The 21,681-nt window shown below is 62.4% G+C and carries 19 protein-coding genes and 2 pseudogenes; 13 read left to right on the plus strand and 8 right to left on the minus strand.

Annotation, left to right across the window (positions count from 1 at the left end; all coding sequences use genetic code 11):
• Window positions 1-186: 186 nt before the first annotated feature.
• A complete protein-coding gene (locus tag QMX79_RS02025) occupies window positions 187-1,029 on the minus strand; it encodes an AraC family transcriptional regulator (RefSeq protein WP_003830784.1) in 843 nt (280 codons plus the stop codon).
• Between the two features lie 117 nt (window positions 1,030-1,146).
• Here QMX79_RS02025 and QMX79_RS02030 point away from each other — a divergent pair, with 117 nt between their 5' ends.
• The 5 genes and pseudogenes from QMX79_RS02030 to QMX79_RS02050 form a co-directional block, all read left to right on the plus strand.
• Window positions 1,147-1,680: a carboxymuconolactone decarboxylase family protein gene (locus QMX79_RS02030; protein ID WP_032437899.1), complete on the plus strand. Its 534-nt coding sequence runs from the start codon at window positions 1,147-1,149 to the stop codon at window positions 1,678-1,680.
• Window positions 1,681-1,820: 140 nt separating this feature from the next.
• Complete coding sequence (locus tag QMX79_RS02035) at window positions 1,821-2,123, plus strand: cytochrome P460 family protein (protein WP_003830782.1); 303 nt, start codon at window positions 1,821-1,823, stop codon at window positions 2,121-2,123.
• A gap of 73 nt (window positions 2,124-2,196) precedes the next feature.
• Window positions 2,197-2,472 (plus strand): annotated as a pseudogene (locus tag QMX79_RS02040) (uracil-DNA glycosylase family protein); the annotation flags it as partial.
• Window positions 2,473-2,533: 61 nt separating this feature from the next.
• A complete protein-coding gene (locus QMX79_RS02045; protein WP_282243935.1) occupies window positions 2,534-2,947 on the plus strand; it encodes a uracil-DNA glycosylase family protein in 414 nt (137 codons plus the stop codon).
• A gap of 198 nt (window positions 2,948-3,145) precedes the next feature.
• Window positions 3,146-3,295, plus strand: a pseudogene (locus tag QMX79_RS02050) (IS5/IS1182 family transposase); the annotation flags it as partial.
• A 52-nt stretch (window positions 3,296-3,347) separates the two neighbouring features.
• Here the strand turns inward: QMX79_RS02050 and QMX79_RS02055 are convergent.
• The 5 genes from QMX79_RS02055 to QMX79_RS02075 all read right to left on the minus strand — a co-directional run bounded on the left by QMX79_RS02055 (window position 3,348) and on the right by QMX79_RS02075 (window position 6,796).
• The gene (locus QMX79_RS02055) at window positions 3,348-4,298 is read right to left on the minus strand and encodes a LysR substrate-binding domain-containing protein (protein ID WP_015063456.1); all 951 of its coding nucleotides are present in this window, start codon (window positions 4,296-4,298) and stop codon (window positions 3,348-3,350) included.
• A 58-nt stretch (window positions 4,299-4,356) separates the two neighbouring features.
• Complete coding sequence (locus QMX79_RS02060; protein ID WP_015063457.1) at window positions 4,357-4,725, minus strand: protocatechuate 4,5-dioxygenase alpha chain; 369 nt, start codon at window positions 4,723-4,725, stop codon at window positions 4,357-4,359.
• Between the two features lie 3 nt (window positions 4,726-4,728).
• Window positions 4,729-5,610, minus strand: a complete 882-nt coding sequence (locus QMX79_RS02065; RefSeq protein ID WP_015063458.1) for a gallate dioxygenase — start codon at window positions 5,608-5,610, stop codon at window positions 4,729-4,731.
• Between the two features lie 66 nt (window positions 5,611-5,676).
• Entirely contained in the window at window positions 5,677-6,078 is a 402-nt protein-coding gene (locus tag QMX79_RS02070; RefSeq protein WP_015063459.1) for a nuclear transport factor 2 family protein, read from the minus strand.
• Complete coding sequence (locus tag QMX79_RS02075) at window positions 6,071-6,796, minus strand: alpha/beta hydrolase (RefSeq protein WP_049881452.1); 726 nt, start codon at window positions 6,794-6,796, stop codon at window positions 6,071-6,073. The genes QMX79_RS02070 and QMX79_RS02075 overlap by 8 nt, the downstream gene beginning before the upstream one ends.
• Before the next feature lie 224 nt (window positions 6,797-7,020).
• Here QMX79_RS02075 and QMX79_RS02080 point away from each other — a divergent pair, with 224 nt between their 5' ends.
• The 8 genes from QMX79_RS02080 to QMX79_RS02115 all read left to right on the plus strand — a co-directional run bounded on the left by QMX79_RS02080 (window position 7,021) and on the right by QMX79_RS02115 (window position 18,430).
• Window positions 7,021-8,418 carry an MFS transporter gene (locus QMX79_RS02080; RefSeq protein ID WP_023082275.1) on the plus strand — a complete coding sequence of 466 codons (1,398 nt, stop codon included), beginning with the start codon at window positions 7,021-7,023 and terminating at the stop codon, window positions 8,416-8,418.
• A 61-nt stretch (window positions 8,419-8,479) separates the two neighbouring features.
• The gene (locus tag QMX79_RS02085) at window positions 8,480-9,487 is read left to right on the plus strand and encodes an MBL fold metallo-hydrolase (RefSeq protein ID WP_031668809.1); all 1,008 of its coding nucleotides are present in this window, start codon (window positions 8,480-8,482) and stop codon (window positions 9,485-9,487) included.
• Window positions 9,488-9,516: 29 nt separating this feature from the next.
• The gene (locus tag QMX79_RS02090; protein WP_023082276.1) at window positions 9,517-10,329 is read left to right on the plus strand and encodes an alpha/beta hydrolase; all 813 of its coding nucleotides are present in this window, start codon (window positions 9,517-9,519) and stop codon (window positions 10,327-10,329) included.
• A 154-nt stretch (window positions 10,330-10,483) separates the two neighbouring features.
• Complete coding sequence (istA, locus tag QMX79_RS02095; protein ID WP_140043577.1) at window positions 10,484-12,007, plus strand: IS21-like element ISFlsp1 family transposase; 1,524 nt, start codon at window positions 10,484-10,486, stop codon at window positions 12,005-12,007.
• The gene (istB, locus tag QMX79_RS02100) at window positions 12,004-12,849 is read left to right on the plus strand and encodes an IS21-like element helper ATPase IstB (protein ID WP_282243851.1); all 846 of its coding nucleotides are present in this window, start codon (window positions 12,004-12,006) and stop codon (window positions 12,847-12,849) included. The genes istA and istB overlap by 4 nt, the downstream gene beginning before the upstream one ends.
• Before the next feature lie 243 nt (window positions 12,850-13,092).
• A complete protein-coding gene (locus tag QMX79_RS02105) occupies window positions 13,093-14,604 on the plus strand; it encodes an alginate export family protein (RefSeq protein WP_282243853.1) in 1,512 nt (503 codons plus the stop codon).
• 258 nt (window positions 14,605-14,862) lie between these two features.
• Complete coding sequence (locus QMX79_RS02110; RefSeq protein WP_070427539.1) at window positions 14,863-15,447, plus strand: recombinase family protein; 585 nt, start codon at window positions 14,863-14,865, stop codon at window positions 15,445-15,447.
• 4 nt (window positions 15,448-15,451) lie between these two features.
• Window positions 15,452-18,430, plus strand: a complete 2,979-nt coding sequence (locus QMX79_RS02115; RefSeq protein WP_282243866.1) for a Tn3 family transposase — start codon at window positions 15,452-15,454, stop codon at window positions 18,428-18,430.
• 290 nt (window positions 18,431-18,720) lie between these two features.
• On the opposite strand, the gene QMX79_RS02120 is transcribed toward QMX79_RS02115, so the two are convergent.
• A complete protein-coding gene (locus tag QMX79_RS02120) occupies window positions 18,721-19,605 on the minus strand; it encodes a LysR family transcriptional regulator (protein ID WP_003465017.1) in 885 nt (294 codons plus the stop codon).
• 95 nt (window positions 19,606-19,700) lie between these two features.
• Entirely contained in the window at window positions 19,701-21,428 is a 1,728-nt protein-coding gene (locus QMX79_RS02125) for a DDE-type integrase/transposase/recombinase (RefSeq protein WP_003830779.1), read from the minus strand.
• Window positions 21,429-21,681 lie beyond the last annotated feature (253 nt).

Below are 21,681 nucleotides of genomic sequence, written 5' to 3' on the forward strand. Positions count from 1 at the left end.
TCCAGCTACCTGCGCCACTGACTCAGCCTTGTCCAGCCGGCCGCGCCGCACGAACAGACTGACCAGCCGTTGACGGATCGCCACCTGGAGTTCCGCCAGTTGTTCCGGCGTGATGCGAATTTCACCCGCTCGACGAGCGCAACACCGGCGCCGCCTACGCCAAGAACCGGCGAATCGAACTCAAACTCACGAACCGCTGAGCGCCGCGTCACCGCGCTGCTGCGCCAGCCAGTCGCGCGGGGCGCAGCCCATGCGCACGCGGAAGGCGCGCGCCAGAGCGTTCGGGCTGCCGTAGCCGACGCGGTCGGCCACCACCGCCACCGGCCGCCCCTGCTTGAGCAGGGTGCAACTGACGTTCATCCGCCAGTCGGCCAGATAGTCGCCCGGCGTGACGCCCACCGCGTCCTTGAACGCGGCGGCGAAGCGCGCGCGTGACATGCCCGCCTTCGCCGCCAGCGCCTCGAGCGACCACGCGGTCTGCGGCGCATCGTGCATGGCGGTTATGGCGCGCGCGAGTTTCGGGTCGGCCAGGCCCGCCAGCAGTCCGGTGGCGCCAAGCCGCCCATCCATCAGATAACGCAGCAACTGGATCAGTAGCAACTCGCACAAGCGGTCGATGGCGGCCTGCCGACCGCACTGGTCGCGCTCGGCTTCGGCAAACAGCAACTCTAGCGTCGGCCCGAGGCCGGGCAAGTCCGCCAACGGAATCAGCAGCATCGACGGCAAGGCCATGGCCAACGGATTGCCCGTCGAAGCGCCCAGGTCGACCTCCGCACACAACTGCTCAGCGGTATCGCCGGGGGCGGCGACAAAACGATGCGACGCCACGCGCGGATAAAACAGCAGGCTCGGCTCGGTAACCAGCAGATCTTCATGCACGGGCGAACGCGCCGTAATCGGGCCGCGCCGCACCAGATGGATATAGCCATGCGGCGCCGCGTAATGATGCTGCCCACAGAAGGCGCCGCTGTGAAAAACGCGCGCCGAAAGCGAGTAGTGCCGGAGCAAGCCGGCCAGTCGATCCGCCATTCCACTCTCCATATAAGACGATAGGTTACGTATTTGATACTTTACGTGCCATATCGTACCAAACAAAGGGCGATCATGCCCACGTGCTCTTGCACCTCACCCACTACGGAGATAGACATGACCCAAATCGCCCCCCTGACCATCGACACCGCTGACGCCGCTACCGCTGCCACACTCAAGGCCGTCAAAGCCAAGCTTGGCATGGTGCCGAACCTGTTCGCCACGCTGGCCCACGCGCCGGCGGCGCTCAATGGCTACCTCGGCTTGTCCGAAACGCTGGGCACCGGCCGCCTGAATGCCTCCCAGCGCGAGATCGTTGCGCTCGCTGCCGGTCAAGCCAATCGCTGCCAGTATTGCCTGAGCGCACACACCCTGATCGGCAAAGGTGCCGGACTGTCGGCAGAGGCCATCGCCGCGGCCCGCACCGGCCAGGCGGCCAACGCACTTGACGATGCAATCGCCGGCTTTGCCCGCGCGCTGGTCGAGCAACGCGGCGTGGTGTCGGCCGACGCCATGGCCAACTACCGCCGCGCGGGGCTCGACGACGGCCTGATACTGGAAGTGATCGCCAACGTCGCGCTGAACACGCTCACCAACTACACCAACCACATCGCCGACCCCACGGTGGATTTCCCCGTGGTCGCCGTCTGATCTCCATAGGCATATAAGGAGAACACGATGAAAATCGCACTCACCGGCGCTCTGCTCGCCAGCGCCCTCGTCCTGCCACTGGCCGTCACGGCCGGCGACTAAAGGCCTCGGCCGAGCACTACCGCAAGACCGGCAAGTTCTTGGACGGCGCCACGCTGGTGAAAGAGATCCGCAAGCTCGAAACCAGCGCCATGACCACTGGCAACCCTGTGGTCTGGGGTTCCGATGCGGCCGTGTGGTTCGTGATGGTCAAGGACGCCAAAGGCCGTTTCGCCAGCAACCCCTTGTGGGGCGACGGCTGGGGCTGGGCGCTGTTCAAGGCCGACGCCCCCGCCAAGAATGTCGCCGTCAGCTACGAAGCCGACTGCATGGGCTGCCATGTGCCGGCGGCCAAGACCGACCGCGTATTCATCCAGGGCTATCCGACACTGACCCAGCACTGACTTGCTGCCGGGTTACGCTTCGCGCAGGATGGCACCTCCGTCCTGCGCGAGCCACCCTTTCCGGAAGCGCGCCATGCCGACACTCGACGCCTTTCTGACCGACGTCCGCGCCTGCACGCGCTGCGCACCGCATCTGCCACACGGCGTGCAGCCGGTCTTCCAGTTTCACCCGAGTGCGCCCATCCTCATCGCCGGCCAAGCACCGGGGGCCCGGGTCCATGCCTCAGGCGTGCCCTTCGACGACGCCAGCGGCGCGCGTCTGCGCGCCTGGCTGGGCGTGGACCGCGACACCTTCTACGACCCTACCCGCATCGCCATTCTGCCCATGGGCTTCTGTTATCCGGGCACCGGCAAAAGCGGTGACCTGCCGCTACGCCCGGAGTGCGCCCCCCGCCTGGCGCGAAGCCTTCATGCAGCGTTTCGAGCGCCTGTCGCTGGTCATCGTGCTGGGCAGCTACGCCATGGACTACCACCTCGGTACTGGCAAGACGCCGCTCACCCGGGTGGTCGAAGCCTGGCGCGAGCACTGGCCGCAAGCGTTCCCCCTGCCTCACCCTAGCCCGCGCAACAATCGCTGGCTGGTGCGCAACCCCTGGTTCCAACAAGGGGGCGTCACATTAAACGGGCACAGATATACGGTAAGGGTGTCAGGTGTCGAAAAACACCTGTTTTTCGTACACTACGGCCAATGCGTGGCCTACGATTTTGCGGTCGTTCTACAACACGCTGAACACCGGTATGGACCGCCCCGGGATTGCCCGAGGCCGCAACTCCTGAGAGTGAGGGTCTACGATGAGCAAGACGACGAACAAGTTTGCCCCTGATGCGCGAAGTTCTACCACAAGCGCCGTCAGGTAAGCCAAGAGGAGGCGGAAGGTGGCCGGGTGATGGTGATGCTGAGCCGCATGGCAAATAGCAAAAATCCCGCCAGAGTTTGACGATCTGGCCATTGAGCGAAGCGAACCGTCAGCACGTGGGGATCTAGAACTGGATGCTGAACGTATCAAAAGGCTCGGTACTCTCGACGATGGGCTGTCGAACGTATCTTCGCATGGCTTGGCCTATGCCGCCGCATCGCGAAGGACCGGGAAACCACTATTGCACCATCAAACGCATCGGCGACCATCGCATCCATCCGCATGCTCACCCGCAGAGCTGCGAGGTATTGCTACACCTTAGGACCTTCCGAATCAGGCATTTATGTTGTGCAGCCGGCCGACCGGCTCAATCCTCGTTAAACGCATCAATGATCCCACTAGCCGCCAGTCGCTCAACCTCGCGACCGATGGCCGCTACAAGTAATTTGCCTGCGTCGCTCAAACCTTCGCGGTAAATGATGCCCGCGCGGCGCGGCGGGGCCGGAAGCGGTATCGGGATGAGGCGAAGCAGCCCTCTTTCCAGGTCGCCCGCAACAAGGACCTTCGGCATCGCCGAGATGAAATTTCCCGTTAGCAACAACTCGCGCATGAACCCGACCGATGTCGACCGAATGGACACATCTAGGTCTACCTGCATGGCGGAGAGCGCGGTACGCACGTCGTGTTCGACGCGAGTACTCACGGCCGGAGAGACGACGTGAAAGCGCCGCACGTCCTCTGCAGTCACGCCATCGAGTTCGAACAGGGGATGGTCGCTGCGGGCTATGAGACCGACGGGCTCGCTATAGAGTGCGCGCCGGATCAGGCCATCGGGTGCATCCGGCTCGTAGAGGCGGCCCACCACGACGTCGATCTCGCCCGAATGCAGGGCGGGCAGCAATTGCGTCGTCAGACCTTCGATGACCTCGACCCCGAGGTGGGAGCCTCGGTCGGTCGCGTCTGAAATCACCGTCGGCAAAAGTCCGTGCGCCGCGACAGGCAGCGCGCCGACGCGGATCGTTCGCTTGTGTTCCTCGAACAGCTCTCCGAGGTCGGCCTCGATCTGGCGCATGCCGCCCAGGAGACGCTGGGCGCCTCTTGCCAGCAGGCGTCCGACAGCGTTCGGTTGCACGCCCCGGGGATGCCGCTCAAACAGTTCGCAGCCGACGATATCTTCGACTTCCTGCAAGGTTCGGCTGAGACCGGGCTGACTGACGCCGAGCGCCTTTGAGGCCCGCAGAAGGCTCTTGTGCTGGTCAAGAGCCTCAATCACGCGCAAATGCCGGATCTTCAATCGTTGTTCGAGGTAGCGCGCCATGCCGCCATCCTAGCGTGCGCTGCCCTACCTTGAAAAGGGCATCGCGGGCCGCGTCAGTTCAGGTGGCGTGCGGCACTGCTCGGGTCTGCATGAACTCTTCGAGCGTCTCGCCGCGCATGATGGCATAGACTTCGAGGTTCGTCCGCCGCACTACGCGTGCCCATTTCTCGAGAACGAAGAAGTTGACGCCATACTGGACGATGCCCAGCCAGTCACGCGCGCGCACGAGTGCCTTCTCCTCGTCCGAAAGGGAGGCTACCGTCATCGCAGCCTCCTCGTCGTCGAGGAAGGCTTGGCGATACTTCGGACGGATCATGTTCCAGAAGAAACGGTTAAACGCCAGTGTACGGTTGCAGGTACGCAGATCGAAGACGTACGTGCCGGTGAGTTCTTCGATACCGACGGTCTGCGGGTTCTGGGTGAACATCGGTCAGGCCTCCACGCTGGTGCTTGCTGCGGAAGGCTGCGCGCGCTCACCTGCCTCCTCATAGACCACGACGGTCATCGCCGTGGTGGTCATCAGATAGTAGTTACGGTGGATTTCGGTCAGACGATCGGGCAGGGCGCCGCGCATTGCCAGCCACATGATCTGCTCAACGCTTTCGGCGCCGCCGAGGCGCACGTAATCCGCGTGGCGCAAGTGGAGCAGCTTTTCCGGCGTGTCGCAAAGCTGCTCGAGAAATTCCATATCCCAATCAGTGTCGTTGTAGCCGGCTCGCTCCCCATGAATCTGGTGCGAAAGCCCGCCGGTGCCGACCACCACGACCGAAAGGTCCTCTGGATAGCTTTCAATGGCGCGGCGCACTGCCTGGCCCAGGCGATAGCAGCGCCGGCCGGTGGGCAGCGGGTACTGCAGGACATTGACCGCGATGGGGACGACGACCCCCGGCCAGTCCGGCTCGTGGGGCCACATGAGCGGAAGCGGTGATGCAATTCCATGATCGATGGGCTTGTTCTGGAAGAACGCAAGGTCGAATTCGTCGTTGACCAGCGATTCTCCGATATGCGCCTGGAAGTCTACGTTCCCGCGAATTTGCGGCAGATCGCGCAGACCCGCGCCCTCATCGGCTATGGGGAAGCGGTCCCCGATGCCCAACGCGAAGGTGGGGTAAAGGTCGAAGAACATCGTGCTGGCATGATCATTGTAGAAGAATAGCAACACGTCCGGCTTCTTCTCTGCAAGCCATTCGGCGACCGGTTTGTAGCCGTCGAACAAAGGTGCCCAGACGGGATCCGCCTGGCGTCCCTTGTCGTAGGCGACGCCGATCGTCGGGACGTGAGAGGTTCCGATGCCACCGATTATCCGTGCCATTTCGTTCAATCCTGTTGGGGCGGCTGCGCTTGGCAGCGGCCATGTCATGCTGTCCGGCCGCTTTACTCAGCCGAATGCGAGGGAGCCGGCGCGGCTCTGAAACTTCCATGCGCCGTCATCGTCGCGGCGGAAGGTGTCATCGAAGTCACCGAGGAGCACTTGCGCGCCTTTTTCGCCGGAATAGAGGACGACGTAGCTTCTGGCGCACGCAGCGTTTTCGTCCAAGACCTCGACCACTATGTTCGTCATGACGTGGCGCGTGATCCGTTTGGGACGGTCGCGAAAGAACGCGCGGATATCCTCCCGGCCCGTGACGGGATTGGTCGGGTCTGTCGGCCGGGCAAAGCTGCCCTCGCTCACGAACATTTCGGCGAGGGCATCGTGGTCGTGGGCGTCGTTAAGCTGCGCAAAGCGCTTGATCAGGCGCTCGCAGGCATGTTCGATGCCGAAACGGGCGGCATCATTCATGCGCGTGCTCCTTCGATAGGGGGGTCAGCATCCACTCCGAGAGCGCTTGCGAAACTGCTTCAGGCGCTTCGAGCGGGGCCATGTGGCCGCTGCCAGCGAAGACGACATAAGTCGCCTGCGGCACGACATCAACGATGTCGAGGTGCTGGGCCGGCGGGCTCCATGCGTCCAGTTCCCCCACGCCGACGAGTACCGGACAGCGCAGCAGCGGCAAGACCTGCCGCGCGTCCGGGCGCGTGAGCAGGGCCGTAATCTGAGCCTGATGAATCGCGGGGTTCATTCGCTCGACCATAGCATAGAGATCCGAGCGCAGCGAAGGGTCGGCGTCAAGAGCTCCGGGCGCGACCATCGGAGGCAGCCAGGCGTCCGCCGCTGCTCTCATTCCTTCACGCTGCCCAAGCTCAACCAAGTGCGCTCGCTTCTCCGGTTCGCCCGCGCGCATCGGATGGATGCCGGTGTCCAATAAGGCCAGACGCTCTACGCGTTCGGGAGCCATCCGCGCCATCTCCATGGCGACACGCGCGCCCATCGAGTGACCGGCGACGGAAAGCTGCGCCGATGTTTTGTTTAGCACCGAGGCAGCCATGGCCTCAATCGATGCGAAACGGGTGAGGTCAGGTATGAGGATATCGTATCGTTCGCCCAGAGCTGCCACCTGATGCTTCCAGATAATGGCATCACAAAGCAGTCCGGGTATTAGAACGAGCGTCTCGGCCAAAGCAGCATCCTCTCGCGGTGAGTTTGTTTCGCCACGCCTAACTCGCTGCGGATGGAATGTCTTATACCTCTCTGCTCGTTTGATATGCCAAAAATGCAATCCGAGATATTTGGCTGGGTTATATCGAACGCGCGCAAAAGCATACGCCCCGCATCTCTCTCCCTGATAGATCCATGACGATGCAGACTGCGAAGAACAGTCTCAGCGCTGGCATGAGAGGTGAAATGAACAAGGCACAATCCCCCGGCCCCGACGTGCGGAAAAGCGACATCGAAATCCGCGCGCGCGCTCGGGATGGCTTCTTGTCGACCTCTTCTCCCGATCCTCGCGCGTTGATCGCGCGTGAGCCTATGCACTCCCGTCAGATCCTCGCTGTGGCGCTTGCCGCGGCGCTCAATGCGCTTGACGGGTTCGATGTGCTGTCGATCAGCTTCGCGGCACCCGGAATCGCGAGAGAGTGGGGTATAGATCGCGCCGCCTTGGGCGCGGTGCTATCGATGGAGCTCATCGGCATGGGCGTCGGGGCTTTCGTGCTGGGTGCGATGGCCGATCGCATCGGGCGACGTCCCACTATCCTTAACTGCCTCGTGATTATGGCTTTCGGCATGTTCGCTGCCTCGATGGCGCCGAATGTGACGACCCTGTCGATCTTCCGGCTTTTCACGGGGCTTGGCATCGGCGGGATGCTTGCGGCCACGAATGCCATCGTGGCCGAATGCTCCAACGCCCGGCGACGCAATCTTTCGGTCGCGGTTATGGCGGGCGGCTATCCCGTCGGGGCTATCGTAGGCGGGCTGATTGCCAGCGAACTGCTCGAACTCACCGAACGCTGGGAGTCGGTTTTCGAATTCGGTGCGGTTGCGACCGCCTGCTTTATTCCGCTGGTGCTATGGCTGGTGCCAGAAACCATCGCGTTTCTGCTCCACAAGCGTCCGAAGGGCGCTCTGGAGAAGATCAATCGTACGATGACCCGCCAAGGGCGTGCCCCGCTTCTTGAACTGCCCCCGCAAGATGAAGCGCCTGAGCGCGTTGGCGTCGCAGCCTTCTTCAGCCCCGGCATTGCAGCCGTAACAGTGCTGCTGGTCGTCGCTTACGCTATGCACATGATGACCTTCTACTTTCTCATGAAGTGGATCCCCAAAATCGTGGCGGACCTGGGTTTCCCGGCGGCATCGGCTGGCGGGGTGCTGGTATGGGCCAACGTGGGCGGCGCTAGCGGTTCGCTCGTGCTCAGCCTGTTGACGCAGAAAGTCGGGGTGCGCCTGCTGGTCATAGGCTCGATGTTCCTGGGCGCGGTGGCCATCGCTGCATTCGGCCAGGGCTTCACCACGCTCGCTTCGCTCTCTTTGCTCGCGGCGATCGGCGGTTTCTTCACCAATGGGGCGACTGCGGGCCTCTATGCAGTGATCGCGCAGTCGTTTCCCGCCGCGCTTCGGGCGGGTGGCACGGGCCTCGTCATCGGCATAGGCCGGGCGGGGGCTGCGATGGGCCCGATCGTTGCCGGTCTGTTGTTTGCCAGCGGCGCCTCCCTGTCGCTTGTCGCCGTCCTTATGGCGGGCGGGACACTGATAGGCGGAATTGCCCTTTCGTTTGTGCGCTACCGGGAGAGCGAGGTCGCCTGACCAGCTCTGTCGGCGTGAAAATCCGGGTCTCACCGAAAACCCAACAAGATGGATGTCGAAAATGCGTGAAACTGTTGCTTCTCTTCTCCTGCTCCTCGGCAGTGCCGAAACCGGTGCGCCGGCTTTTGCCCAAGCGAGCGCGCCTGCGCCCGCTCCGGCAGCGAATACCCAGCTTGCCTCAGCTGACATGGTCGTGACGCTGCTGGGCACGGGAACGCCCACGTTGAGCCCGGCACGCTTCGGGTATTCGACGCTGGTGCAAGTCGGGGGCCTCAATCTGGTGTTCGATGCAGGGCGTGGAAGTTCCATCCGCCTTGCACAACTGGGCGTGAAGCTGGGCAGCATCGATGCCACGTTCATCACCCATTATCACTCCGACCATGTCAACGGCTTGGGTGACTTGTGGTCGACTAGCCTGCTGCCTTCGCCGCAAAATGGTCGGACAGCCCCTTTCGAGCTTTATGGCCCGGTTGGCATCAAGCAGGTGGCTGCCGGCATGCAGGCGATGTTCGAGCCTGATCTGGTGATCCGTCGTCACGACAACGAAGTGACCGCCGCGGCGGAGAAGCTCAACGTCCATGAGTTCACGCGAGACGGCGTCGTGTTCGAGAAGAATGGGGTGCGCGTTACGGCCTTCACGGTGGATCACGGCGCGGCGATCAAGCCTGCCGTCGGCTACAAGGTCCAGTACAAGGGGCGCACCGTGGTCCTGTCCGGAGACACCAAATACGATCTGGAGGTCGTCCGACAGGCAACCGGCGCTGATCTGCTGGTGCACGAAGCCAGCATCGTTGCGGCAAGCCATGTCAACGATGCATGGGCAAAGCCTTCGATCGCGCATCACACCAGCGCCGAAGAGGCAGGCGACGTGTTCCGCCAGGCGCACCCGAAGCTTGCCGTATTCTCGCACATCTCGCGGCCGGGCCCGCAGGACGAGACCAACACCGATGCGGCGCTCAAGCGTCGCGCGCTCTCGCACTGGCCGAACGGAAACGTCGTCGTCGGCACCGATCTGATGCGCATCGCCATTGGCTCCGCAGTGTCGGTCATTCCTTCTCCGGCTCAGTGATCTCGCCTGCCTTCAAAGGATAATACCGTATGCACCGGCGATCCCTCATCAAATCTGCGCTTTATACGGCTCTTGCATCAGCCACCGCCGCCTCGGGCGTGCCCGCGATGGCGGTGACGCCAGCCAGGAAGCGCAGTTTCGTTCTGATACACGGCGCATGGCATGGCGGATGGTGCTGGCGCGATGTAGCGGCTTTGCTGCGAGCTCAGGGACACACCGTCTACACACCATCGCTCACCGGGTTGGCGGACCGTTCGCACCTTTTGTCCAATTCGATTACTCTCCAGACACACATCGACGACATCGTGAACCTGTTTGCATGGGAAGACATCGAGGACGCGGTGCTGGTCGCACATTCGTATGGCGGTTGGCCCGTTTCCGCGGCGCTCGCGAAGATCGGGAACAAGGTGGCCTCTGTCGTCTTCGTGGATGCCTTCGTGCCTGAAAATGGACAACGCGTAATAGATCTCAACTCGCCGCAGTTTCAACAGGCGCTCAAGGACGCGATCGCCAAAGGCGAGGCGGGACGACCCGCGCCAAAAGCCGAGGTCTTCGGCATCAAGGATACTGCCAGAGCAGTTTGGGTGCAGGCGAAGATGACCCCGCAACCATCAGGGGTCGCAATCCAGCCTATCGTCCTGTCAGGCGCGCGCGATCGCGTAGCACGCAAAACGTACGTTCGCGCTACCGGCTTTGCGATGCCGACGTTCGACAGCTATTTTGCCAAGGCGCAGAAGGATCCCTCGTGGACCGCGATAGGACTTGCAGCCGAAGAGTGCGGGCACGACGTGATGATCGACATACCGCAGCAGCTATCGGAAATCCTGCTGTCCGCAGCTTGATCTCCGCGATTGCGGATTAGCCCGCGCGAGACTGCGCAAGAGAACTTATAAACGCCGGAGTAAAAACATACCACTGACGGGTCTTTCGGGGTCCGTTCATTTCGGAGTAAAAGTGTACCGGTCCTGATGGGTCCTCTGGAGAGAGGGCCGGAGGATGAAGTCAGTGGAGATATATGCGAAGGTCCGTCGGGCCGTATTGGTTGAAGGGATGACGCGGCGAGAAGCAGCGCGTTATTTTGGTGTTCATCGCAACACGATCACGAAGATGCTGCAGTATGCGGAGCCACCGGGATATCGGCGAGCGGTGCCGCGGGTGTCGGAGAAGCTGGCACCGTTCGAGACGTTAATCGACGAGATATTACGTTCGGACAAAGGTGCTCCTCCCAAGCAGCGCCATACGTGCAAGCGGATATACGAACGGCTGCGGACTGAGCATGGGTATACGGGCGGTCTGACGATCCTGAGCGATTATGTTCGTTCGCAGCGGTTGCGTTCCCGCGAGGTATTCATACCGCTGAGCCACAGGCCTGGGCACGCTCAGGTGGATTTTGGCGAAGCCGATGCTATCATCGCAGGCAAGCGGGTGCGGCTGCATTATTTCTGCATGGATTTGCCACAGTCCGATGGGTGTTTTGTGAAGGCCTATCCCGCCGAAGTGGCGGAAGCGTTTTGCGATGGCCATGTCAGCGCCTTTGCCTTTTTCGGCGGTGTGCCTACGCGCATCCTGTACGATAACACCCGGCTTGCGGTGGCGCGCATTCTTGGCGATGGACGGCGCGAACGCAGCCGGATGTTTGCGGGCTTGCAGAGCCATTATCTGTTCGACGATCGGTTCGGTCGCCCCGGCAAGGGGAACGACAAGGGCAAGGTCGAGGGACTGGTCGGCTATGTGCGCCGCAACTTCATGGTGCCGATACCGGCGGCGGCGAGTATCGAAGAACTGAACGCCCGCTTTGCCGATCAATGCCGGCGTCGCGGTGCAGCGGTATTGCGGGGACAAAGCCAGAGCATCACGGCGCGCATGGAAGCCGATAGTGCCGCGTTCATGCCCTTGCCGGAGGTGGCGTTCGATCCGTGCCATATCGTCAGCGGCTGCGCGTCGTCGATGGCGCTGGTGCGCTATCGCACCAACGATTACTCGGTACCCACGGCGTTCGCGCATCAGCAGGTCGTCATCAAGGGCTATGTCGATCGTGTCGACATCGTCTGTCGGGGCACGTGCATCGCCAGCCATGTGCGCAGCTATGAGCGAGAGGATTTTATTGCCAACCCGCTCCACTATCTGGCCCTGCTCGAGCATAAGCCCGGCGCACTGGATCAGGCCGCGCCGCTTGATGGCTGGCACCTGTCCGAACCGGTGCACCGCCTGCGGCGGCTGATGGAAGCGAGAAGCGGCAAGGAAGGACGGCGTGCCTTCATCCAGGTCCTGCGGTTGTGCGAACATTATGAGCAGTCGCTGGTCGAGTGGGCGGTCGCCCGTGCGCTGGAGCTGGGCGCGATCAGCTTTGATGCGGTCAAGATGATCCTGCTTGCGCGTCTGGAACACCGACCCGCGAGGCTGGATATGAGCCTGTATCCCTATCTGCCCCGCGCCAATGTCGGTGTGACCGATACCCGCGCCTATCTGGGCCTGATACCCGATGCCCACCGCGTGACAATGAAGGGGGCATCAGCATGACAGACCCTGTGATGCAACCGCTGCCTGCCATAATGGAGACGGGCACCAGCGTGCCGCCGCAGATCCTGCTGGGCAACCACTTGAAAGCGCTCAAGCTGCCGACCTTCGCTCGCGAGTATGAGAAGGTGGCGATGGAAGCGGCGGGCAGCCGCACCGATTATCCCGGCTATCTGCTGCGCCTGTGCGAGTTGGAACGGATCGACCGGGAGCGGCGCATGGTCGAACGCCGTATCCGGCTCGCCAGGTTCCCGCACACCAAGAGCTTCGATACGTTCGATTTTGCCGCGCAGCCTTCGCTGAACAAGCCGCTGGTGGTTGAGCTTGCGCGATGCGAATGGATTACGACGCGCAGCAACATTATCGCCCTTGGGCCCTCCGGCACCGGCAAGACCCATGTCGCGCTCGCGCTCGGCCTGGCGGCCTGTCAGAAAGGACACAGCGTCGCCTTCGTTACAGCCGCCGCCCTCGTGCATGAGCTGATGGAGGCAAGAGACGAGCGCCGGTTGCGCCAGCTGCAAAAGCATCTCGCCTCAGTCAAGCTGCTGATCCTTGATGAACTGGGTTATGTCCCGTTCACCGCCGTCGGCAGTGAACTGCTGTTCGAGGTGCTCAGCCAGCGCTACGAACGCGGCAGCACGCTCATCACCAGCAATCTGCCGTTCGATGAATGGACATCGGTGTTCGGATCCGAGCGGCTTACCGGCGCCCTGCTCGACCGGTTGACCCACCATGTCCATATCCTCGAGATGAACGGGGGCAGCTATCGGCTTGCCAGCAGCCGGAAACGGCAAAAGCACAGCCACCACGCACAGCAAGAGGAGGTGCCCCCCCCCATGACCTGATCAGAAAACCCCTCATCTGCTGTGCTGAACGGCCTTCCGCTACGCTCCAGACCGTTCAGCACAGCAGATGAAAGCACCGCCTCGACAAGAGGCTTTTTGTTCAATCCAACTGGTACACTCTTACACCGGAATCTTGCACAATTTTACCCCGGCATTGACAGAACTTCAAAATGATGTGAACGACCTCGCTTGTGGGGCTGCTGGACTGCGGCAGACAGGGGCGTCGTCTGGGAGAAGGCTGTGTTGAAAGGTTCCAAGACGATCGTGTGCGGCTGTCTGCTGGGAGCAGCGATCATGACCGGGTCGACTGTCGCCCTGGCGCAATCGGTGCCTCCGGCCAGCACCGAGGACGAGTCCGCAGGTGGCCCGATGGGCAGCCAGGCGCAACCCGGTGTTCGCCCCCCACGATCGCAGCCCCGCGCTGCCGTGGCGGTCCCCGGCGGGCAGACGGGAACGCCGAACCTTCCCCAGGCGATCCGCTGGACGGAGGACTGGTCGCAGCCCGTCAGCAAGGATGCGCCATTGATCGACAGGATCAAGCACATCCCGATCGGCTCGGATGACATATACCTCTCCCTCGGCGGTGAGGCGCGCGCATACTACACCGCCTGGGATCATCAGAATGCCGGGCGCACTGCGAATGACGCCAATGACCCGGTGCAGCGTCGCTTGCGACTGCTGGCCGATCTGCACCTGGGGCCGCACGTCCGGGCCTTTGTGGAACTGGGCGACAATCGTGAGTACGGTTCCAGCCTGGTCACTCCGCCGAACCGGGGGCCCTTCGACGTCGAGCAGGCGTTCCTCGATGTGACGGTGCCGCTCGGCAAAGCTGGAAAGTTGACGTTGCGTCCTGGTCGGTTCGAAATGCCGCTTGGCAACGGCAAGCTTGTCACGCTGCGGGACGGTGTCAATCAGCGTGTGCTCTATCAGGGCCTGCGCGCGACCTATGCCCTTCCCGGCAAGATCTCTGTCGACACGTTCGCCGTTCGCCCCGTAAACATTAAGGACGGCGAATTCAACAATGCCCCTAACCACACACAGTCATTCCACGGCGTTTACGTCAGCGCTCCGCACGTGGTGGCTGGCTTTGGCGTCGACGGGTACTGGTTCCAGGTGAAGCGTGACACTGCATTGAACGCTCAGGGCAGGGCCTCCGAGAACCGTAGCAGCTGGGGTGCGAGGCTGTGGCAGCGCACTGCGACCTGGGATCTCGACGTGGAAGGTACCTACCAGTCCGGTCGCTTTGGAACCAAGGACATCAGCGCATGGGCGATGATGATGGATGGTGGTTATACCTTCCCCAAGGTTGCCCTTCAGCCGCGCCTGGGGCTCAGAGCCAATGTATTTAGCGGCGACGGCAACGCCGGTAATGACACGCTGGGTACCTTTGTCGCGCCTGCGCCTCGTTATCAGATGCTCAATGCCGGTGTTTTGTTCAACTACTCAAATTTGATGAACCTCAACCCAACGCTTACGCTGAAGCCGGCGCGATCGGTGACGATTGTGACCGGGGCCCAACTTTACTGGCGCCATCGCATTGCAGACGGCGCTTACGTCGGGCCTGCCGGTGCATCGTTTGCGTCCGCTTCCGCTCGGCGGATCGGTACCGCCATGGAAATCGACATATCATGGCAGGCCACCAAGCGCCTGCAATTCGGCGTGGCCAACAGCTATTTCATGCCGAGCAAGTCGCTGGAAAGCGTTGGCGGCAAATACGGGAACTACTTCGGCGCCTACACCAGCTTGAGATTCTGAGGGGTTTCCCGATCGCCATCTGTCGCCTCCGGCCGCTGACTGGCATAGACTGCGGTGGTCCATTCGTCATGTTAGAGCGGTTGGATTAGGTCCGGAGCGACCAACTGGGGCGCAATGCTGCCATGTCGGAAACCGCATGTTTCCCGACAGGGGACGACGCAAACGGATTGAAGCTCCATGATCGCGGCTGATTATGCGCGACAAACCCTGTCGCTTTGACCTACTGTGCGACAACATTGATCCAGGGGTTTGTCGTACATGCTCATCGGGTACATGCGTGTCTCATCGGTCGACGACCGCCAGTCGGTCGACCTCCAGCGCGATGCTCTGCTCGCCGCCGGCGTCGATGAACGCCATCTCTATTCCGATAAGGCATCGGGCGCCCGGGATGATCGCTCCGGCCTGAAGACGTGTCTGGAATACCTGAAGGAAGGCGACACCCTGATCGTTTGGAAGCTCGACCGCCTTGGGCGATCCTTGGCCAACCTGCTGACCATTATCACCGACCTGAAAGTCCGGGGCGTGGCTTTTCAATCGCTGACGGAGCAGATGGACACAACCACGCCCCACGGAGAATTGTTGTTTTCGCTTTTCGGCGCGCTTGCTCAATATGAACGCGCGCTTACGCGCGAGCGGGTGATGGCGGGACTGGCGGCGGCAAAGCGCCGGGGCAGACGCGGCGGTCGACCGCCGAGCATCGACGCGGAGACGATCGAGCAGATCACGGACGCACTCAATGCTGGTGCAAGCAAAGCGTCAGTGTGCCGGTCCTTCAAGGTGCCCCGATCGACCCTCATCGGCACGCTCGATCGGATTGGCTGGACGGGGCCAGCCAAGGCCTAACTAGATGCCCCGCCGTTCTGTCCTGACCGAGGCGCAACATGCCGAATTGTTCGCCTTGCCCGAAAACGAAGCCGACCTGGTGCGGTACTGGACGCTCGGTGTCGACGATCTGCGCGCCATCACGAGCCGAAGGCGTCCCCACAACCGTCTCGGTTTTGCGCTACAGCTCTGTGCCTTGCGCTATCCCGGCCGGCTGCTGAAGCCCGGCGAATTCATCCCCGATGCTCCTCTCAGGTTCGTCGGGGATCAGCTCGGCATCGCGCCGGACCTACTTGCGGACTATGCCACGCGCGGCCCCACCCGGTACGAGCAACTCGACACGCTGCGCGAGGTATTCGGTTTTCGCCAATTGAGCCGTCCGATCCAGGCTGAACTGCAGGCCTGGCTCCTGCCGATCGCCCTCACCATGACCGGCGGAATCGATCTGGCGCGGATCTTGATCGAGGAATTCCGGAGACGGCGGATAATCGTGCCCGGCATCACATCCCTGGAACGTATGGTGAGCAAGGCCCTGCTCGACGCCGAGCGGAAAGTGGGCGATTTGCTGACGGTCCATCTGACCTCGGCACAATGCGGCCTGCTGGATTCGCTGTTGCTGCAGCACGATGAAGGCCGGATCAGCACTCTTGCGTGGATTCGCCAACCGCCCGGCAGGCCTGGGCGCCGTTCCTTCGCGGCGATTCTTGAGCGGTTGTCCGCACTCCGCGCAATCGGCTTGGCCCCTGAAGTCGTGGCTCCGGTCCATCCCGAGCGGCTGCGCCGTCTCAACCAGCAGGGCGTCCGGCTTACCGCGCAACATCTTTCCGTCCTGAACCCGATCCGTCGTCGGGCTGTTCTGATCGCCACCGTCATCGAAACGCAGGTGGCCCTGACCGACGATGCCGTGGTAATGTTCGAACGACTGATCGGACAGATGTTCCGGCGCGCCGAACGCCGGGAAGAGGCGGCGTTGAAACGCGACAAGCGCACCATCAACGGCAAAATCCGCCTGCTGGCTCGCCTCGGAACCGCGATCATCGACGCAAGGGCAAACGGCTCGGATCCTTTCGGCGCCATTGCAGAGATAATCGGGTGGGATGACCTCGGCTCCGAAATCGCGGAGGCTAGGCAACTTGTGCGTCCCGATCCGCTCGATCCCGTCGAGCTTGCGCGATCAAACCTTCCGATCCTTCGTCAGATCGGTCCGGCCTTTGTCGCCAGCTTCACCTTCGGCGCAGTTCCTGCCTGCGCGGGCCTTGCTCGTGCCATCGCGACATTGCGCGATCTGGGCAGTGGCCGCCTACGCAAATTGCCTGCAGATGTCGCGCTCGGCTTCGTGCGTCCCGCATGGCGGCGGCGGATAGACCGAGCCGGTCTTGATCGCCGCATCTTCGAATTCTGTGTCCTCGCCGAATTGCGGGACCGTTTGCGCGCCGGCGACATGTGGGTCGAGGGCAGCCGGCGATATAGAGCGGTCGAGCAGCAGCTCATTTCCGCGCCGGTGTTCGCTGCCATGCGGGCGGCGGGGCCGCTGCCCATCCCGGTCGCCGAAACCGCCGCGACCTGGCTAGCGGAACGTAAGGCCCTGCTCACCCAGAGACTGGCCGAGGTCGATGCAAAGGCAGCGGCCGATGCACTCGAAGATGTACGTCTCTCGGGCGGCAAGCTGCGGATATCGCCGCTTCGGGCCGTCACGCCGGACGAAGCGGAAAAGGCCCTTGCGCCCTTGTATAGCCATCTGCCGACTATCCGCATTACTGACCTGCTGGCGGAGGTTGACCGCTGGACCGGTTTTTCGAAATGCTTCACCCATCTCACAACCGGCCGAATGCACGATGATCCCCGTGCCGTCCTGACCGCAGTGCTTGCCGATGCCACCAATCTTGGGCACGCCCGCATGGCCGAGGCCTGCGATCTGGTGAGCCAGCGCCAACTCGGTTGGCTTGCAGCCTGGCATTTGCGCGAAGATAGGTATGGCGCTGCCTTGGCGATGTTGGTCGATGCCCAGCATCGCCTGCCACTTTCAAACGCGTTCGGCGCCGGCAATGCGTCGAGTTCCGATGGCCAGAATTTCCCGCTCGATCGCCGCGCCCAGGCGACCGGTGCCGTCAATCCACACAAGGGCAGCGAACCGTCAGTCTCCTTCTACACCCATGTTTCGGATCGCTATGCGCCATTTCATTCCAAGGTGATTTCCGCCGGCACGAGTGAGGCTGCACACGTCCTTGACGGCCTGTTGCATCATGGCGCGGAACTGGCGATCGAACGTCATCACACCGACGGCGGCGGCGTGTCCGATCACGTTTTCGCGCTGTGCCATCTGCTGGGCTTTCAGTTCGCACCGCGGATTCCGAACATCGCCGCGCGGCGGCTCCATCTCTTTCGTGATGCGCGGCCCGGTCCGGCCATCGCCTCGCTGGCCGCGCAAGCCATCGATGAGCAGCTTATTGCCAGTCACTGGGAAGATATTGTCCGCCTCGCGACGTCGATCCGGACCGGCGTCACGAGTGCGTCCACGATGCTCGAGCGCCTCGGCTCCTATCCGCGCGCCAACGGTCTGGCCCTGGCGCTGCGCGAGGTCGGTCGGGTCGAACGGACGCTTTTTACCCTCGATTGGATCGAAAAGCCGGAAGAACGGCGCCGCGCCACACGTGAGCTAAACAAGGGCGAGGCGCAGAACGCCCTCAAGCGGGCGATCTTCTTTCACCGCACCGGCCGGATTCGCGACCATGGGATTCAGGCCCAGGGACACCGGGCAAGCGCCCTCAACCTGGTCGCCGGAGCCATTGTCCTGTGGAACACGACCTACATGGAGGCGGTACTGCACCATCTGGAGCGGCATGGGAAACAGATCCAGCCCGAGTTGCTCCAGCACTTGTCGCCGTTGGGTTGGCAGCACATCAATCTTACGGGCGACTACCTCTGGACGGACGCCAGCACAATGGGCGGAACGCTGCGGCCGCTGCGCCAAAAGATCGGCGTTTCCGATGCCCAAAATGCTTAGCGTATATCTGTGCCCGTTTTATGTGACGCCCCCAACAAGACGTGCTGCCCGCGCTGCAAGCACGCGTCCAGGCAGTCCTCACCGCCAACCCCAAGGAAACCCCATGACCGACGACACCGCCGCCATTACCGAGCTGCTGCACAAGTACTACGACACCCTGGCCTGGGCGAACGGAGACAGGCACCGGCTTTGGAGCGATGAACGACGGCTTCAGGTGCGGTAGCTGACGCCTGGGACCTCAATCACCGTATGACCGGGTCGAAAGCGGTCCTTTCTCTGACAACATCGCCCTAGCCCGCACTCAACCCCCACAACACATCCAGCACATGTTGCGTAGGCCGCTCGACGTCCCCACCACGGTGGGCAATACCAAGTTGACGCCACAATAAGGGCTGTAATGGCCGCATGACGATCCTGGTATCGGGCAATGGCGTGGAGGCTTCATGCGGCAACAACGTCGCACCATAACCGGCCGCCACTAGGCTTTTGATCGCATCGTTGTAGTTCAGTTGAATACGCGGCGTGGGCTGCCGTCCATCACTGGCGAACCACTCCGAGGTCAAGCGCGAAAGCCGAGTAGTTTTGTCATTCAGAATTAATGGCTGGGCGGCCAGCCAACCGGGGGTCACAACATCCGGGCATTCCCAGCGAGCCGGCAAGAAGGCCATGACCGGGTCCCGCCGCCATGGCTCGATCCGCAATTCCTTCACCGGGGTCTGTGGCAGCGCGACCAGACCGATCTCCAAAGAGCCCTCGGCAAGCTTCTTCAAAGTTTCCTGCGACGTGAGCACCGCGACCTGCACATCGATAGCGGGATGGCGTTGGCCCAACGTCTCCAAAGCTTGCGGCATCAACTGTGCGATGGCCCCTGTGGAGGCACCCAGCCGCACACGCCCGGCCAAGCCCTGCACCTGACGCTCCACGTCCTCAAGCGCCTGCTCCGCATCCGCCAACAGGCGCCGCGCGCGCTCCACCAGCGTTTCTCCAATCGCCGAAGGCTGAATGCGCCCACGTGTGCGCGACAACAGCTTTCCGCCAACCCGCGACTCCAGGTCGGCAATATGCAAACTGACCGTGGGTGGCGCGAGGTGCAGCACACGGGCCGCCTCGGCAAACGAACCCAGGTCGGCAATGGCCACCAACGTGCGCAGACGGTCCAGGCTGATTTCGCGCATGAGTCACTCCTTGTTCAGAAAAGCTGAATTTCATCGTTTAGAAATTCAACTTTTCCTATCTTAGCCCCTCACTGAAGATTGGAACTCCTGATTTCCTATGTCCGAGAGCATTCCATGGCAAGTCCTCTTATATTCATCGACGGCGACCACTCCTCGATCTGATCGAACGGTTTGGCCGGCGGCAGGTTGTCTGCCTGCGGGTCAGCCATGTCCACATCCGGCGGTATGGGCTTGGCCGGTGGCTCCGACGTCTTGAGGTGCTGGCGGCGATCAGCGTCGCGCCGCGCCTTGCGCGTGGCCTTCTGGGCGGTGGTCACGATCTCGCGCATCTGCCCGATCATGCGGAACAGCGCCGACTCGTCCACCTGCTCGCGCCCGAGCTGACGCAATTTGGCCAGCGCCTGGCGTTGTTCCCAGAGGGTGACGGCCGGATGGGACAAGGTGCGGTAGTGGATCTCCAGATAGTGCTGACCTTCCGGTTCCAGTACCCAGATGCGGCTGATGTCGCGCGGATCGCGCCGGATCAGGAAGGCGGGCAAGCGCTCGCGCCGGGCAATCCACGGCTTGAGGGCGTCGGCGTAGTAGTGGATGTGGTCGATGACAAAGCCGGTGCGGGTCAGGGTGCGGCGGATCACCGGCAGGAAATCGACCAAAAACGCGGTGGGGCGGGTAACGACGGCCGGGACGCCAACGCGCTCCACGGCCTCGGCCCAGCGCGCGGCCGGCGGCTGGAGCAGGCCGTTGTGCACGGAGCCGTGATAGGTGCCTACCGCCAACGCGAGCCAGCGCTCCAGCTCGCGCAGCGTCAGGGTGGCCATCTTCTCGGAATCGTACTCGCCGCGCTGGCCGGGATTGGAGAAGGTCGTCCCCGGTAATTCGTCGTGGATCATCTGCATCGCCGTGCCGATGATCCGTTCCACGATGCCGCCGTAGTGCGGCTGGCCTGGTGGGCGATAGTCCAGCCGGATGCCATGCTGTTCGCAGCCACGGCGCAGCGCTTCGCTTTTGAACTCGGCCGCGTTGTCCAGATAGAGCAGCCTGGGCTTGCCGCTCATCGGCCAGTCCATTTCCACATTCAGCCCTTCCAGCCAGGGCCGCTTGTCGCAGGCGGCATGCGCGAGGCATAGGCCGACCGAGACGGCGGACGGCGCTTCCAGCGTGACCACCATGCCGAGTACGCAGCGCGTGAACACGTCGATGGCGAGGGTCAAATATGGGCGGCCAATCGGTTGCCGGTCGCGCTCGTCGACCACGATCAGGTCGATGACGGTGTGGTCGATCTGCACCTGTTCCAGCGGCATGGTGACTTCTGGCGGAATGCCACCCGCGCCTTGCAAGGGACGGGCAGCGTCCTGCCCGCCCCGGCTGCGGGCTATTTTCGCCGGGTGTAGTCCGGCAATCCGCTGGGCCACGGTGTTGCGCGCCGGCACCGGCAGCTTCTGGGTTTTGCACGCCTGCGCGACTTCGCGGTGGAACGCCGCCAGGCTGCGTTTCTGCTTGGTCAGGAAGCGCTTTTGCAGCAGCTCGCGGATGATGCGCTCGACCGGTTCCGGCAAGCGCCCCTTGCCTTTGCCGCCGCCGGATCGGCCGGGCGTCAGGTCTGTTACCAGGCCAGTACCCTGCCGGGCGCGACGGATCAGGACATATACCTGTCGCCGGGACAGGCCCAGCGCTTGGGCTGCCTCATCGGCGGCTTCATGCCCGACCACCTCAAGCGCTGCCAGTGGCCCGATGATTTCCGTCCGGTGCCGGGCTTGCGCCCATGCCTCGTCGGGCAGGGTGGCCACGCCTTGCGCGGCAATCGGTGGAGTGTCTGATGTCATGCCCAAACCTCGCTTTGGTGCACACGAGTATTGAGCATAGTCGAGATTGGTGCAGACGACTCCTGATATTGGGCTGTCAGGAGCCGTATGCACACCAGGCGTTACATCCAGTCAGATGGTGCGGTCGTCTTCTGAAAACGACAGAAGACTCTATTCTGACGGAGCTGCGCGGTTCTGCCTGACATCCAGTTAGGGTATACCTCAAATTGACACTGCGTATTCCAGAGAACGTGATGACGGAAGGTTGAACCTT

Source organism: Stenotrophomonas sp. PS02300, from assembly GCF_029959395.1.
In the GTDB taxonomy this organism is placed as follows: domain Bacteria; phylum Pseudomonadota; class Gammaproteobacteria; order Xanthomonadales; family Xanthomonadaceae; genus Stenotrophomonas; species Stenotrophomonas maltophilia_AD.